Annotated in this window: 12 protein-coding genes; 2 read left to right on the plus strand and 10 right to left on the minus strand. The window is 40.3% G+C overall.

Annotated features, from left to right (window positions below):
• Nucleotides 1-88 precede the first annotated feature (88 nt).
• The 3 genes from IYQ23_RS04865 to IYQ23_RS04875 form a co-directional block, all read right to left on the minus strand.
• Entirely contained in the window at nucleotides 89-664 is a 576-nt protein-coding gene (locus IYQ23_RS04865; RefSeq protein WP_070670591.1) for a cysteine hydrolase family protein, read from the minus strand.
• Nucleotides 664-1,452, minus strand: a complete 789-nt coding sequence (codY, locus tag IYQ23_RS04870; protein ID WP_003026125.1) for a GTP-sensing pleiotropic transcriptional regulator CodY — start codon at nucleotides 1,450-1,452, stop codon at nucleotides 664-666. The genes IYQ23_RS04865 and codY overlap by 1 nt, the downstream gene beginning before the upstream one ends.
• A gap of 240 nt (nucleotides 1,453-1,692) precedes the next feature.
• Nucleotides 1,693-2,907, minus strand: a complete 1,215-nt coding sequence (locus IYQ23_RS04875) for a pyridoxal phosphate-dependent aminotransferase (RefSeq protein ID WP_022527098.1) — start codon at nucleotides 2,905-2,907, stop codon at nucleotides 1,693-1,695.
• 151 nt (nucleotides 2,908-3,058) lie between these two features.
• On the opposite strand from IYQ23_RS04875, the gene IYQ23_RS04880 reads away from it, so the two are divergent.
• A complete protein-coding gene (locus tag IYQ23_RS04880) occupies nucleotides 3,059-3,511 on the plus strand; it encodes a universal stress protein (protein WP_020999785.1) in 453 nt (150 codons plus the stop codon).
• Nucleotides 3,512-3,556: 45 nt separating this feature from the next.
• On the opposite strand, the gene IYQ23_RS04885 is transcribed toward IYQ23_RS04880, so the two are convergent.
• Nucleotides 3,557-4,945 carry a Cof-type HAD-IIB family hydrolase gene (locus IYQ23_RS04885; RefSeq protein WP_195674264.1) on the minus strand — a complete coding sequence of 463 codons (1,389 nt, stop codon included), beginning with the start codon at nucleotides 4,943-4,945 and terminating at the stop codon, nucleotides 3,557-3,559.
• A gap of 64 nt (nucleotides 4,946-5,009) precedes the next feature.
• Between IYQ23_RS04885 and IYQ23_RS04890 the strand changes: the two genes are divergently transcribed.
• Nucleotides 5,010-5,972: an asparaginase gene (locus IYQ23_RS04890; RefSeq protein WP_195674265.1), complete on the plus strand. Its 963-nt coding sequence runs from the start codon at nucleotides 5,010-5,012 to the stop codon at nucleotides 5,970-5,972.
• A 320-nt stretch (nucleotides 5,973-6,292) separates the two neighbouring features.
• Here IYQ23_RS04890 and recG read toward each other — a convergent pair whose 3' ends face one another.
• From recG to IYQ23_RS04920, 6 genes are all read right to left on the minus strand, one after another.
• Nucleotides 6,293-8,308: an ATP-dependent DNA helicase RecG gene (recG, locus tag IYQ23_RS04895; RefSeq protein WP_195674266.1), complete on the minus strand. Its 2,016-nt coding sequence runs from the start codon at nucleotides 8,306-8,308 to the stop codon at nucleotides 6,293-6,295.
• Nucleotides 8,309-8,412: 104 nt separating this feature from the next.
• Nucleotides 8,413-9,519, minus strand: a complete 1,107-nt coding sequence (gene alr, locus IYQ23_RS04900) for an alanine racemase (RefSeq protein ID WP_195674267.1) — start codon at nucleotides 9,517-9,519, stop codon at nucleotides 8,413-8,415.
• The gene (gene acpS, locus IYQ23_RS04905; RefSeq protein ID WP_195674268.1) at nucleotides 9,506-9,871 is read right to left on the minus strand and encodes a holo-ACP synthase; all 366 of its coding nucleotides are present in this window, start codon (nucleotides 9,869-9,871) and stop codon (nucleotides 9,506-9,508) included. Before acpS ends, alr begins: the two co-directional genes overlap by 14 nt.
• Before the next feature lie 107 nt (nucleotides 9,872-9,978).
• The gene (locus IYQ23_RS04910; protein ID WP_195674269.1) at nucleotides 9,979-11,019 is read right to left on the minus strand and encodes a 3-deoxy-7-phosphoheptulonate synthase; all 1,041 of its coding nucleotides are present in this window, start codon (nucleotides 11,017-11,019) and stop codon (nucleotides 9,979-9,981) included.
• A gap of 22 nt (nucleotides 11,020-11,041) precedes the next feature.
• Complete coding sequence (gene secA, locus IYQ23_RS04915; RefSeq protein WP_195674270.1) at nucleotides 11,042-13,561, minus strand: preprotein translocase subunit SecA; 2,520 nt, start codon at nucleotides 13,559-13,561, stop codon at nucleotides 11,042-11,044.
• Nucleotides 13,562-13,687: 126 nt separating this feature from the next.
• Nucleotides 13,688-15,535 carry an APC family permease gene (locus IYQ23_RS04920; RefSeq protein WP_195674350.1) on the minus strand — a complete coding sequence of 616 codons (1,848 nt, stop codon included), beginning with the start codon at nucleotides 15,533-15,535 and terminating at the stop codon, nucleotides 13,688-13,690.
• Nucleotides 15,536-15,784 lie beyond the last annotated feature (249 nt).

A 15,784-nucleotide genomic window follows, 5' to 3' on the forward strand; every position in this document is an offset into this window, starting at 1 on the left:
ATATCATTGACAGTATGTTCTTCGGATTTTGCTTCCTTGGTGCTGCTCTCAGCTTTCAGCACTCTCTGTTCAAGTCAACAAGCCTACTCTACTGCTTTTTTACTTTTAAATTGTTATCTATTATAGTCGAACCTAAAACATTTTGCAAGTGGTTTAGTGCAAATTTATGATTTTCCTCCGAAAGAGAAGCTACAGCAGACTCTACCACCTCAATTTGATACCCTAAATTATAGGCATCAATAGCTGTGTGGAGAACGCAAATATCCGTCAGAACACCAGTCAAAATCACCGTGTCAACTTTTCTTTCTCGCAGACGAATATCCAAATCTGTTCCCGAAAAAGCTGAATAATGCCGTTTATCCATCCAAAAGACGCGAGAATCTGCTTTATGCTCCTGATAAAAATCCGCCAACGGTCCATAAAGGTTACGTCCACTAGTGCCTTTGATGTTATGTGGTGGAAAGAGTTTACTCTCTGGGTGAAAAATATCCCCTTCATCATGGGCATCAATGGCAAAAAAGATATAATCGCCTCGATCAAAAGCAACCTTTGTTACCTGTGCGATAGTTTTAGAAATCGCCTGAGCTGGTGCACCTGCCGTCAATTTCCCATTATCTGCTACAAAGTCCACCGTATAATCAATCGAAATCAATGCTTTTGTCATCAGTAATCTCTCTTTTTAATCTCTTCAAAGACATCGGGAATAAGGACTTTAAGATAGGTCCCTTTCATTCCTAGAGAGCGACTTTCAATAATGCCTGCACTCTCTAGTTTACGCAGAGCATTGACAATCACCGAGCGAGTAATGCCAATACGATCCGCAATGACCGATGCTGTCAATTGACCTTCATTACCGTTTAATTCACCTAAAATAGCTGAAACAGCTCGTAATTCTGAATAAGACAAAGTATTTACAGCCATGGTTACAGCTGTTCTGCGACGAATATTTTTTTCATCTTCTTCTCGTTGGAAGTTGAGCAACTGAATACCAACCACTGTACTTGCAATTTCAACCAAAATCAAATCATCATCATCAAATTCTTTATCATTGCGCCAAACAATCAAAGTTCCTAAGCGAATCCCTGAAACATGGATAGGTGAAATTGTCGTCAAGCCATCTGGAAATTCATCTTTGGTTTCGACTGGAAAAATTGACAAATCATGATTGATAGGAAGATTGGCTTCTGTGTCATACATTAAATTCGCTGTGCGAACATATTCTTCTGGGAAGATTTTCGTTTGATAAAATGCTTCCACACGGTCATTGTTCGTCTTGTAGCGCATGAAATACCCCAAAAGACGCCCTTTACTGTTTACAATGCAGGCATTGCAATCCATAATTTCAGCTAACTGCTGGGTAATTGCATTGTAAGGTAATTCATCCTGTAATCGCTCATCTGAACGACGCAAAATAGATGTAATTTTTCGTGTTTTTGCTAATAAGTTTGCCATAATTTACCTCGCATATAATCTTATTGATTATATCATAAAGCGCTTTAATCTTCAACAATTATCTGAAAATTGTTTATTGAGATACAATTATGTGCAATTAGCTTGGCTAGCCTTCTCACTCCTCCATATTAGCACAAAAAGCTGGGACGAAAGTCTCCAGCTTCATAGCACACTGTGTAATAAATTGACGATGCAGTAGGTGAACGCGTCAGCAATCGTGCGAGTCTGTCTCGCTTTCTATTATCTCCGATATTGCCTTAAGAAACGAGTCATCTTCTCTTGGATTTGTGCTAACTCATCTACACGAGGCAGATAAACAATCCGGAAATGATCAGGATCTTTCCAATTAAAGCCCCGTCCATGCACCAGTAAAATCTTTTCTTGCTTTAAGAAATCCAGCACGAATTGTTCGTCATCATCTACTTGATACATTTCTCTATCAATTTTAGGGAAAATGTAAAGCCCTGCTTTAGGTTTTACTGCAGATAGACCTGGAATTTCATTGATAGCTTTATAAATAAAATTCCGTTGCTCATAAATCCGTCCGCCAGGAAGTAGCAATTCATCTACTGATTGATAACCGCCAAGCGATGTTTGTACCACGTGCTGAGATAGGACATTTGAACACAGACGCATATTTGACAGCATATTTAGCCCTTCGATGTAATCTTTTACATGATATTTTGGTCCAGATAGCACCATCCATCCTACACGAAAACCTGCAATACGGTGCGATTTAGACAAACCGTTCATACTAACACAGAAAAGATCAGGAGCTAAACTTGCGATAGCTATATGCTTTTCACCGTCCATTACTAAACGATCATAAATCTCATCCGCAAAAATAATCAAATTATTTTGCCGTGCAACGTCAACCAGCTCTTCTAAAACTTCCTTAGGATATAGAGCTCCTGTCGGATTGTTTGGATTGATAACGACAATAGCCTTTGTATTAGAGGTAATTTTTGATTTAATGTCATCAATATCTGGATACCAATCTGCCGCTTCATCACAAAGATAATGAACTGCATTTCCTCCCGCTAAACTGACCGCTGCCGTCCAGAGAGGATAATCCGGCATAGGTACCAGCACCTCATCACCATTGTCTAGCAAACCTTGCATAGACATGACAATCAACTCGCTAACCCCATTTCCAAGGTAGACATCGTCAATATCAACATTTGGAATATTCTTTAACTGGCAATATTGCATAATAGCTTTCCGAGCAGAAAAAATCCCTTTCGAGTCTGAATAGCCCTCACTATCCCGTGCATTCATAATTAAATCATGAATCACTTCATCTGGTGCCGTAAAACCAAACTCGGCAGGGTTTCCTGTGTTCAACCGAAGGATTTTCTCACCATTTGCACGCATCCGCATTGCTTCTTCTAAGACGGGACCCCGAATATCATAAGCCACATGTTCTAATTTTGTTGATTTATTAAATTCTTTCATCGAATTTTTCCTCATTTCAAAAGAGTCAATTTATTATAACGCAATTTTTCTAAAAAATCTAAAAAACTTCTTGTAAAGTCTGCATGAAAATGCTTTACTTTTTTCATGTAAAGGGTTACAATATAACTAAAGAAAGAATGGAGGTATTCCTATGCTACAAAGATATCAAAACATTATGGTCGCTGTTGACGGTTCTCACGAAGCTGAGCTTGCCTTTGAAAAGGGTGTAAATGTTGCGCTTAGAAATAATTCACGCCTAACGATTGCCCATGTAATTGATACACGTGCCTTGCAAAGCGTTTCTACATTTGATGCAGAAGTCTATGAAGAATTGCAAGAAGATGCAAAGAAACTCATGGATCAATATGCTGAAAAAGCCAAAGAAGCCGGCGTGGCAAATGTTGTCACAATTGTTGAAATGGGAAATCCGAAAACCCTTCTTGCAACAGATATTCCAGAAGAACAAAAAGTTGACCTCATCATGGTTGGTGCTACTGGGCTTAACGCCTTTGAACGGTTACTGGTTGGCTCTTCATCTGAATACATCTTGCGTCACGCAAAAGTTGACTTGCTTGTTGTCCGTGATAAAGAAAAAACATTATAATACAAAGATAAAGAGAGATTAGCATAAACCAGTCTCTCCTCTTTTTTATTCTTCATTTTTTTCACAATTTCGTTGATAGGCTTGAATTTGACGTTCAAGCTCTTTTTTGATAGCAGGTTCCGGTGCATAATTTTTTTCCCAATCATCTGGTTTTAAAATTTTATGAGTAACTGGGTCAAAGTGCGCTTTGCCATCTGGGAAGAGTTTTCCCATATTCGCTTGGTGTACAATTTCAAATAAACGCTCAGGATCTACTCCCATTAAAACAAAACTACCATAAGTAAAATATAGCATATCAATCAGTGCATCTACTTGTCCAACGAGAGACATCTCTGCGTTACTCTTCTGTTTAACCTTATCGGAAGCTTTATCTATCGCTTTATGCAAAGATTGAACAGACTGATTGAAAATTTCTTCTGACGGACTGGCTGCACGTAAAAATTCCACTAGCTCTTCTACCTTGAAACCTGCACGATGACGAGCACCCTCTGTTGTCCACAGGATGGGCTCTTCCTGCGTGCATTCATCCATTATCCCATGAAATTCTTTGACCTTATTAAAGTGGTGGTCGCTACTGACAAAGACTTTTTCACTCGCCAAAATACCAAAATGCTCCAAAGCCTTATGAATCCCGTCCTGACTATTACTGCTGGTCGTGTGTTTTGCAACTTCTTTCACTCGACTGGTTCCATTTCCCATGGCAATAGACATACCAACGCCCGCTAACATCTCAACATCATTATCAGAATCACCAAAAGCCATGACTTGATTGATGTCAAAACCGTATTCTTTTCCGACCAGCTTAATTCCTTCTAACTTTGACATTCCTTGATTGACGATATCAGCTGCGAAAGGACTGCTACGAGTAAACTTTAAATCTGGAAAATCCGCTTCGATAGCTTGTGTTTCTTTTGGTGTTGCCAGCATCAGTACTTGATAAATCGGCTCTTGAATGGATTTCAATAAATCATCCTGCTGTTGAGGAAGTGCCTTGCTAACCACGTTGTTGAAACTTTTATTTACCAAGTGTGCCATCTTCTTCGGAACAAAACGACTGGTCCATTGAGAAAACTTGCTCATGCCAAAGCTCATGATTTTAGAGCCAATCACTCCTGATTTTGTTCCAAACGAGATTTCTATTTTATGCTGGCGAGCATACTGAATCAGGTGACGCAAACTGGTTTTATCAATTGGCTTCGCAGAAATGACTTTATCTTTTGAAAAAATATATTGTCCATTATAGGTCACTGCAAAATCTAAATCCAACTGTTCCATAAAGGATTGAACAAAAAAGGGACCCCGACCTGTCGCTAAACCAACTAAAATACCTTGCTGTTTTAAACTATGAATTGCTTGTTCTGTGGATTTCAAGACCGTTCGACTATCATTTACTAACGTCCCATCAATATCAAAAAAGACTGCTTTGATTTCCATTCATTTCTCATCTCTTTCTTTTATGATACAATAATTATAGCATAGATTCAGGAGAAGCTCACTTATGACCAAAAGAATTTTAGTTTTACATACTGGCGGTACTATTTCCATGCAGGCGGATACTACTGGAAAAGTCATCACAAACGAACACAATCCCATGAACCATGTTGCAGTTCCTTTAGAAGGCATTCAAGTGACGGCTCTTGATGTTTTCAATATTCCTAGCCCTCACATAACACCACAGCACATGCTGCAATTGTATCAAAAAATCAAGACAGACGGGAAGCATTTTGACGGGGTTGTCATTACTCATGGAACGGACACTCTGGAAGAAACAGCTTATTTTTTGGATACCATGGAACTTCCAGATATTCCTGTCGTCTTAACTGGTGCTATGCGAAGCTCTAATGAACTGGGAAGTGACGGAGTTTACAATTACTTATCTGCACTTCGTGTAGCAAGTGATGACAAAGCACGCGGAAAAGGCGTTCTGGTGGTTATGAATGATGAAATCCATGCTGCCAAATACGTGACCAAAACGCATACAACCAATGTCAGCACTTTTCAAACGCCAACTCATGGACCACTCGGACTGATTATGAAGCAAGAAATCCTCTATTTCAAAACAGCTGAACCACGCGTTCGTTTTCATTTAGATAAAATCTCTGGTTTGGTTCCCATTATCCCAGCCTACGCTGGAATGAAAACTGAACTGCTTGATATGCTAGACTTGGAAAAGATAGACGGTCTCATCGTTGAAGCCTTTGGCGCTGGAAATCTGCCACAAGAAGTTGCCCAAAAGCTCAGCCACATGACTGCTTTCGGTCTTCCAATTGCACTTGTATCTCGTTGCTTTAACGGCATTGCAGAGCCAGTTTACGCTTATGAAGGGGGCGGCGTGAAGTTACACGAATCAGGCATTATGTTTGTCAAAGAACTCAATGCACCTAAAGCTCGTATCAAGCTGCTAATTGCCCTGAATGCTGGACTTCAAGGACAAGCCTTAAGAAACTATATTGAAGGTTGATGTTACATAGATAAAAAGCTCCGATATTTCGAAGCTTCTTAGGATATTTTATGTTTAGGAGATTTATGAAAAAAAGTTTTTAGCTCTTTTGTTTTTAGTTATTTGCCATATATTTCTGATTCCTTTCCTGATTTTTTGAATGTTTTGTTATAATGTACTTTAATGTTTACTGTCATTGGACTTACCTCTTTCTTTTTGATGAATTTAGTATAGTCCGAAAAACTTAAAGCAGGCTTATAGATTTCTTTCAGAAAACTTAATTTAAAAAACTTCATCCAAATGGTGAAGTTTTTTGGTTTATATATGATGATAAACTAAAATCAATCCAAGTAGTCCTGCTTGTCCAAATGAAGCGCTACAATATGCCAATCTGCATTCGTTCGCCAATCAGGAGTGGACACAATTTGACTGGCGACTTTTCTGGCCTCCTCTAAAATTGGATAATCCTCTACAATATCTGCCACCTGAAATTCCGGCAAACCGGACTGACGAGTGCCGAAGATTTCACCAGAACCACGCATTTTCAAATCTTCCTCAGCTAAGACAAAACCGTCAGTCGTTTCCGTCATGATTTTCATGCGTTTCTTGCCAGATTCTGTCTTAGGATTGGCTACAAGAACCGCATAAGACTGTTTATCTCCACGTCCTACTCGACCACGTAACTGATGAAGCTGGCTGAGCCCAAATCGGTCCGCATCCATGATTAGCATGACCGTAGCATTGGGCACATTGACACCGACTTCAATAACAGTCGTGGAAACCAGAATGTCAATTTTTCCTTTCTTAAAATCCTGCATAACGGTATCTTTTTCATCGCTCTTCATTTTACCATGTAGTAGGGCTACATGAGTCTTGTCACCGAAATAGGCCTTTAATTCCTCTTCCAAAGCAATTGCATTTTTCAGATCCAGCACTTCTGACTCCTCAATCAAAGGAGAGATGACATAGACCTGAGCGCCTCGTTGCAACTCTTTCCTCAACCAGTCCAAAACTATTTCCAGCTGCTCGTGCTTGACCCAACGGGTGATAATCGGCTTACGTCCTGCTGGCATTTGGTTAATAATGGACACATCCATATCGCCAAAAGCAGTAATAGCAAGCGTTCTAGGAATGGGCGTTGCAGTCATCATAAGCACATCAGGATTATTTCCTTTTTCCCGCAGAATTCGCCTCTGTCCCACTCCAAAACGGTGCTGTTCATCAATAATCACCAGACCAAGCCGATGATATGTCACGCCTTCTTGAATCAAAGCATGAGTGCCGATGATCATATCCACCTGACCAGCCTCAATAGCTTCTAGTGCCTGTCTGCGTTCTGCTGGCTTCATTCCCCCTGTCAACAGAATTATCCGCAGTTCAGGAAAAAGTTGGCTCAAGCTATCAAAGTGCTGCTCTGCCAAGATTTCCGTTGGCACCATGAGAGCAGACTGCAAACCAGCTGTATAAGTAGTATACATAGCTAAACCTGCAACTACCGTCTTTCCGCTTCCGACATCTCCCTGCAAGAGCCTGTTCATGTGAGCTGGCGATTTCATATCCTGTAAAATCTCGTTTAGACTGCGCTCTTGAGCAGCCGTTAACTCAAAAGGTAGAGTAGCTTTTTTCTTTTCTAGCAAATCTGCCCGCCAAGGAATAATTAAGCCCTGACTAACATCTTTTGTTTCACATTTGAGAACTTGCAATTGCATTTGAAAGTAAAAAAGCTCTTCAAACTTGATCCGACGCAAAGCCTGCTTGTACTCTGCCCAATCCCTTGGAAAATGCATTGCTCGCACAGCCTGATTCCGTCCTAGCAACTGATAGCGTTCTAACAACACTTGGGGCAAATTTTCCTCCAAGAGCAATTCCAACCCTTGGTCAAAGGCTGTCTTAATGACCTTGACCAAACTGGCTTGACTAATCCCTTGAGCTACTCGATAAACTGGCTGCAAATCATCTTCTACTTGCGCCAGAATTTTCATCCCAGTCAAACTAGCCTTTGCCTTATCCCATTTGCCGAAAATAGCAATGGTTGAGCCAACCTCTACCTTGTCTGCTAGATAAGGTTGGTTAAAGAAGTTGACTGCAAGTACCACCTCTCCCTGCTTTATGGTAAAACGCAGGCGATTGCGCTTGTAGCCATAGTACTGGACATTTGCTGGTGTAGCCACCACCCCTGAAATAACTGCCTTTTCGCCGTCTTCCAATTCTAATACATTTTTACTTTTAAAATCTTCATAGCGAAATGGAAAATAGAGCAACAAATCCTGCAGGCTTTCAATTCCTAGCTTAGTAAATTTTTCAGCAGATTTCGGCCCCACACCCGGCAGAACCGTTAAAGGTTGGTGTAAATTCATAATTCCTCTTTCAGTTCTGTTTTTCAATAATTTATAAAAGCAAACTAAAACAGACAACCTCCAATAACTCTTTGGGCTGTTTCCGACTGCTTCTAAATTTCAGCTCATTCTTTATAAACTCTAGGCACACGGTCGCTAATCAAACAAAGCACCTCGTAGTTAATCGTTCCTCGTTTTTCTGCTACATCTGTTGCAGAAATGGATTCTTTGCCACTTTCTCCGATAAAAACGACAGGTGTACCAATAGGACAAGCTTTAGGTAGACGAACGGTAATCTGATCCATAGACACACGACCAACAATGGGACAAGATTGTCCGTCAATTAGAACATCAAAACCTTGCATATCTCGCGTCCAACCGTCAGCATAGCCTAATGGAATCGTCCCAATGAACTGTGGGCTATCGCTAGTGTAAGTGGCTCCATAACCCACATCTGCCCCTGCTTCCAGCTGCTTGACATGAACCAATTCCGACACCAGAGAAAGAGCCGGCCTCATTTCGTAAGGAAGCTGCAAGGTACGACCGCTAGGATTGAGACCATAGATAATATCACCCAGACGCACCGCATTCATCACAGTATCTGCATGCCAAAGGGTCGTTGCAGAATTACTAGCGTGAACAATCGGTGGAACGATTTCTAATTGCCCTAAAATTTCTTTAAAACGTGCCAACTGTGCTTCAAACTTATGCGTATCTGCTTCATCAGCTGTTGCAAAATGGGTGAAGATGCCTTCTACCTGAGCACCTGCTTTTTCCAAACGATGAATGGCTTCTTGAGCATCTTGACTATCTCGAAAACCAATCCGCCCCATTCCAGAATCAATTTTTATATGAACAATCAGTCCAGCTACATCTATATTTGATTGCAAGAGCAAATCTAGCCATTCCAAGCTAGCTACCGTACAGGTCACTTTGCGCTCAATTGCCAATGAAATGGCAGAAACATCTGACACTCCTAATACCAGAATTTTTTTCGTAATGCCAGCATCACGCAACTCTACAGCTTCATCAATATTAGAAACACAAAAACCATCCACAATTGGCTCAAGACACCGCGTAACAGCAACTGCACCGTGACCATAAGCATCCGCCTTGACAACAGCCCATTTCTCCACTTTATTTGGAATATGCGCTGTAATTTGTTTAATATTAAAGCGGATAGCAGCTAAATCAACAATAGCCTTAGTAGGTCGATGATTACTCGTTTTCATGATGTTCCTCCAAAATAACACTAGCTGTAACAATATTACCTGCATGGCTGAGCGACACCCAGACCTTGCCAGAAAAAGGCGACTTGGTAAAAACAGGTGCTCCCTTTTCATCGTTTAAAATTTCTAAATCCTGAAAAGTGACACAACCAATACCAGTCCCCCACGCTTTAGAAAAAGCCTCTTTAGCAGACCAACGCCCCGCCAAATATTCCATTCTTCGCTTGCCAGAAAGTTTCTCAAACCGTGCAAATTCTGCGGCTGTCAAAACCTTTTGGGCAAAGCGAGCATTTTTTTCGTAAACTTTTTGAATAGAAGAAATTTCTTCTATATCAATTCCGTGTCCTTTAATCATCTTTTTAAAAAGAGGCTGGGACAAAAGTGTGCCAGACTCGGTTACTTTCTAAAATAAAACTCAATGCGCTGATGTTATCAGATTTTAGAGATTCACTCCCAACCTTTTTATTTTTCATTTTTAGATAGGGTAGTATAAATTTCCTTGACCAGTTTGACTGTATTATCCCAACCCAAACAAGGGTCTGTAATAGATTTCCCAAACACTTCAGGCTCATTTTGACGACCGTCTTCTAAGTAAGACTCAATCATAAAGCCACGTACAATTTTTTTGATTTTGTCATTCCAGTCACGATTGATTAAGGTTTGACGGACAATCCGTACCTGCTCTAAATACTGTTTACCAGAATTATCATGATTGGTATCAATGATGATAAAAGGATTTTCCAAGCCCATTTTTTCATATTGGTCAATCGTATCTAGTAAATTATCGTAGTAATAATTTGGAATGTTCTTTCCGTATTCATCAAGCCCGCCGCGCAGAATGGCATGTGCCAAAGGATTTCCTGAAGTCTCCACTTCCTTACCAGCAAACAAGAAACTTTGCTTGTTTTGCGCTGCATAAATCCCGTTAAACATGACATTGAGATTGCCAGACGTAGGATTTTTCAAGCCAGTCGCAACATCAGCTCCACTCGCTACAAAACGGTGTTGCTGATCTTCCACAGAACGCGCCCCAACAGCCATATAAGAAATCAAATCATCTACCAACGGAAGATTTTCTGGATAGAGCATTTCATCAGCTGTCGTCATTCCCGTCTCCGTAATGACACGATAATGTAAATTCCGAACAGCCTTAATCCCATTAATTAAGCTTGGAGCAGCCTTAGCATTCGGTTGATGAATCAATCCTTTATAACCATCGCCATTGGTGCGAGGCTTAGCTGTATACACGCGCATAACCATGAAAATACGGTCTTTCACCTCTTCTTGGAGGGCAGATAGGCGCTTTGCATATTCTAGGACAGCCGCTTCATTATCAGAAGAACACGGACCAATGACCAACAGAATGCGGTCATCTTCTCCACGGATAATGGCATTTAACTCACGATCTCGTGCCTTTTTTTTAGCTAAAGCCTCTCCTTCTAACTTTGATAAATTGCGAACCTTTGTTACGTCAATTGGCTCGCTAGTTGCCTTAAATGTCATAATCTTCCCCTCTTTACACTACTTATCTGTGGCGTCCATGACAATTTTTAAATTTCTTACCAGAACCACATGGACACAAGTCATTGCGCTTCACTTTTGTCAAATCAATATCGCTCGGTAAGCCTGATTTTTGTGCTGAAATATTGCGTGTCGCTGTTGTGCTGATATGATGCTCCGTACGTGGACGTTCTTGCTCGTGAATTTGAGCCTTCATCATCAAACGCGTCACATCAAATTCGATCGAACCAATCATATCATTAAACATACGGAAACTTTCAGCTTGGTATTCAACGACTGGGTTATTTTGAGCATAACCACGAAGTCCAACTGCGTTCCGAAGTTGATCCAAAGCATCAATGTGATCAGTCCATTTGCTATCCACGACGCGCAAAATTAGAACTTTTTGGAATTCTCTGACGGAATCCTCATCGCGAAGTTTCGCCACTTGACTATCGTAAACCTCCAAGGCACGTTTGTATAAATCAGCCTTGATATCTTCATCAGACAAGCCTTCTAAATCTGCGATTTCAATAGATTCTTCTGGAACAAGATTGTATTTTGCAAAATTAACAATTGCTTCTAATTTTTCATCTTGTTCTGCACGACTGTTGCCATCCACAAAACGGTTGATTGTTCGCTTCATCATGGCATGAATTTCCGGTGCCAAATCACGATCAGCCGTAATGACATCATAACGCTGCGCATAGATAATTTCACGTTGCTCCCGCATAACATCATCATATTGAAGGACTTGTTTACGTGTATCATAGTTGTTCCCTTCAACACGCTTTTGAGCTCCTTCTACTTGACGCGTCAGCATACGAGATTTGATGACAGACTCTTCTTCGCTAAGGTTCATGCGATCCAAAACAGCTTTAATCCGTTCCGATCCAAAGCGACGCATAAGTTCATCTTCAAGTGATAAGTAGAATTGTGATTCACCAGGATCTCCTTGACGACCTGAACGACCACGAAGCTGATTATCAATACGACGGCTTTCATGTCGTTCTGTACCAATAACGCAAAGTCCACCAAGTTCACGAACCCCTTCACCAAGCTTAATATCTGTACCACGACCAGCCATATTGGTTGCAATCGTTACCGCACCACGTTGCCCGGCATTCATGATGATTTGCGCTTCTTTATAGTGATTTTTCGCATTCAATACTTCATGAGGAACTCCAGCTTCGACTAATTTTTTAGAAATATAATCACTTGTTTCAACTGCGACTGTTCCTACAAGAACAGGTTGTCCTTTTTCATGACGAGCTTTCACGTCCTCAACAACCGCTTTAAATTTAGACTCAATACTTGGATAAAGAAGATCTGGATGGTCAATACGAGCTACTGGACGATTTGTCGGAATCGGAATGACCCGAATATTATAGGTTTCGCGGAATTCTTCCTCTTCTGTCTTAGCTGTCCCTGTCATTCCTGACAATTTCTTGTACATACGGAATAGATTTTGATAAGTGATAGAAGCCGAAGTCTTCGTTTCATCCTGAATTGGCACACCTTCTTTGGCTTCAATTGCTTGGTGAAGTCCGTCTGAATACCGGCGACCTTCCATTGTACGACCTGTAAATTGATCCACAATCAAAATTTCTTGCTCTTCACTCACCACATAGTCAATATCTAATAGCATAATGTAATTTGCCCGAAGAGCATTGTCAATAAAGTGAGTTAGTGCTACATTTTCAATATCATACAAATTTTCTAACTTGAAGTAGCTTTCTGCTTTATCAATCCCAGAGTCAGAAAGTCCAATGGTTTTAGACTGCACATCAATGATGTAGTCATCTTTATTAAGAGACTTCACAAAGCTATCTGCCATGTGATAAAGTTGGTTTGTATCAGACGAAGTTGGTCCTGACACAATCAAAGGCGTACGAGCTTCGTCAATCAAAATGGAGTCCACCTCATCGACCAAAGCGTAGTTTAGCGGACGCTGCACCATGTTTTCAGCACGCACCACCATATTATCACGCAAATAGTCAAAACCAATCTCTGCATTGGTTGAATACGTGATATCACATTCATAGGCTTCTTTTTTCTCTGCGGATGACTTTGCAGCAAGGTTGATACCAACAGAAAGCCCCAACCAAGAGTACAGTTCCCCCATTTCCGTTGCGTCACGCTCTGTCAGATATTCATTTACTGTGACAACGTGAACCCCTTCTCCAGACAAGGCGTTCAGATAAACTGGCATGGTTGCTGTCAGGGTTTTTCCTTCCCCTGTACGCATTTCTGGCACATCTCCATGGTGTAAGACAATCCCACCCATAATCTGTACTGGGTAAGGGAAAAGTCCTAACACACGCTTTGCACCTTCACGAACAACCGCAAAAGCTTCATAAAGCAAGTCATCTAATGACTCGCCATTTTGATACCGTTGCTTAAATTCATCCGTCTTTGCTTTCAAAGATTCATCTGACAAAGCAGCCATTTCATCTTCATACGCCATGACTTTCTTTGCCATTTTTTCTAATCTTCTTAATTCACCTTTATCATTTTCGATAATTGTTCTTAAAATATTCGCCATTTCTTTCCTTACTTGTAATAATTCTTATTTTAAAATGTTCTTTTCATTATAGCATTTTTCACTATATCTTTCAAGAAAATAAAAGGATAAAACGGCAGTTCCATTCAAAACTGCCGTTTTATGTTCTTACTCTTTTAAGTGATAAGAATAGCTGGCTACAACGACATTTTCATGCCATCTGAGGAAATATTTCAATTTCAAGCTCATTTGATTGTGTAGCATGTTTTGCCAACTATGATTTGGAATGAACTGTGGCACTAATACCGTTACGGTATAACCTTTCTTCTGCGCACCACGAGCGATTTTTGTCACATACTGTACGGTTGGTCTGATGATATTACGGTAGCTTGTTTCCACATTTACAAATTGAATATCTGGAAAATATTGTTTAAATTCACTGGCTACTTCTTCATCTTTTTCTTGTGTTTCTTTGGTAGATACATGCATGGCAATCACCTCATCACCAATGCTACGCGCATAATTCATCGCACCGACACTAACACGCGTGACATTTCCAACAAGCACCAAAACTAGATTTCCTGCATAGTCTACGCGTTCAATTTCTTCATTCAAACGTAGCTGTTTCGCCACTTTATTGTAATGATTTTTAATACTCAAGAAAATCCATAATAAAACGATGATAATCGGAAAGAATGGCCAAATATCTCGCAAACGAAAAAGTAGCAAAATCGCTACAATGGTGTAACAAATAGCAGCGCCTAAAATATTTGCTACTGAATATTTCAAGAAATGTTTTCCATACTGCTTGCGCCAATGCACGACCATTCCCGTTTGAGAAAGAGCAAAAGGCACAAATACACCAATAGTGTAAAGTGGAATGAGCCGTTCAGTATTCCCATTAAAAATTAGCAAAAGAAGAATAGCACCGATAGCTAAAGTCAGAATCCCATTTGAATAACCAAGGCGTGCTCCTTTTTCCATATACATGTGTGGCATATATTTATTTTTTGCCATATTGTAGGATAACATGGGAAAGGCCGAAAAACCTGTATTAGCCGCTACAGCAAGGATGAGAGCTGTTGACAGTTGGAAAATATAAAAGAGAAGCTGCCCAACAGGTGAATTTCCCAAAATAGCTTGCGCCATTTGAGCGAGCGTTGTAACGCCTTTTACCGGAACGATGCCAATCCAGTAGTTTAAAAAAGTAATACCAGCAAACATGAAACCTAAAATGGCTGCCATAATTGCCAAGGTTTTCGCTGCATTTTCAGCTTTGGGTGTTTTGAAAAATGGTACAGAATTTGAAATAGCTTCCACACCTGTCAGAGAAGCCGAACCACTCGTAAATGCACGTAGCAGGAGCACTAAACTAACACCTGAGATAGATTTTCCAATCGGAGCTGTTGCATGGTAGGATAAATTCCCCAGTAATAATTGCAATAAACCAAAGCCAATTAAGAAAACGGTACTTGCGATGAACAAATAAACTGGAATCATCAGCGAAACCGCCGATTCCCGCAAGCCACGTAAATTCATTAACATTAAAATCAGCACTAAAACAATCGAAATGTGCAAATTGTACGGATGCAAAGCAGGAATTGCTGACGTAATTGCATCCGCTCCAGAAGAAACGGATACCGCTACTGTCAACATATAATCAACTAGCAAACTACCACCTGAAACTAGACCAGCTTTTGGTGAAAGATTTTCCGTTGTAACCATATAAGCCCCACCGCCTTGTGGGTAAGCATGAATCACCTGACGATATGAAATGGTTAAACTGGCCAGCAAAATCAGCACCACAATACCAATTGGTAACGACCACCAAATCGCGCCAGCAGATACGGATACCAAAACCAAAACAACTTGTTCAGGACCATAGGCAATCGAAGACAGAGCATCACTTGACAGCATAGCCAAGGCTTGTAGCTTAGTGAGTAAATTCCCTTCATCTCCCTCATCATTTGATTTCAAAGGTCGCCCGATAAAAATGTTCTTCAACTTGGAAAACATATTTTTTCTCCTAAATTTTTCAATATTAGCCATTATAACGCTTTTCTGAAATACTATCAACGTTTTCTGAAAATGACATCATTTTTTAATATAACTGATAATTTCTGCATAAGTAAGAGAGCAAAATAGACTGAAATCATTGCTTGGAAATCATCTGTAAAAAAATAGGCAAACTACTGAACCACTACATCATGATGCTTTAGACTTATAATTTTAAAGAGGTTACGGACTTTTCCCTAACCTCTGATT

This window comes from Streptococcus sp. HF-100 (assembly GCF_015594635.1).
Lineage (GTDB): Bacteria > Bacillota > Bacilli > Lactobacillales > Streptococcaceae > Streptococcus > Streptococcus vaginalis.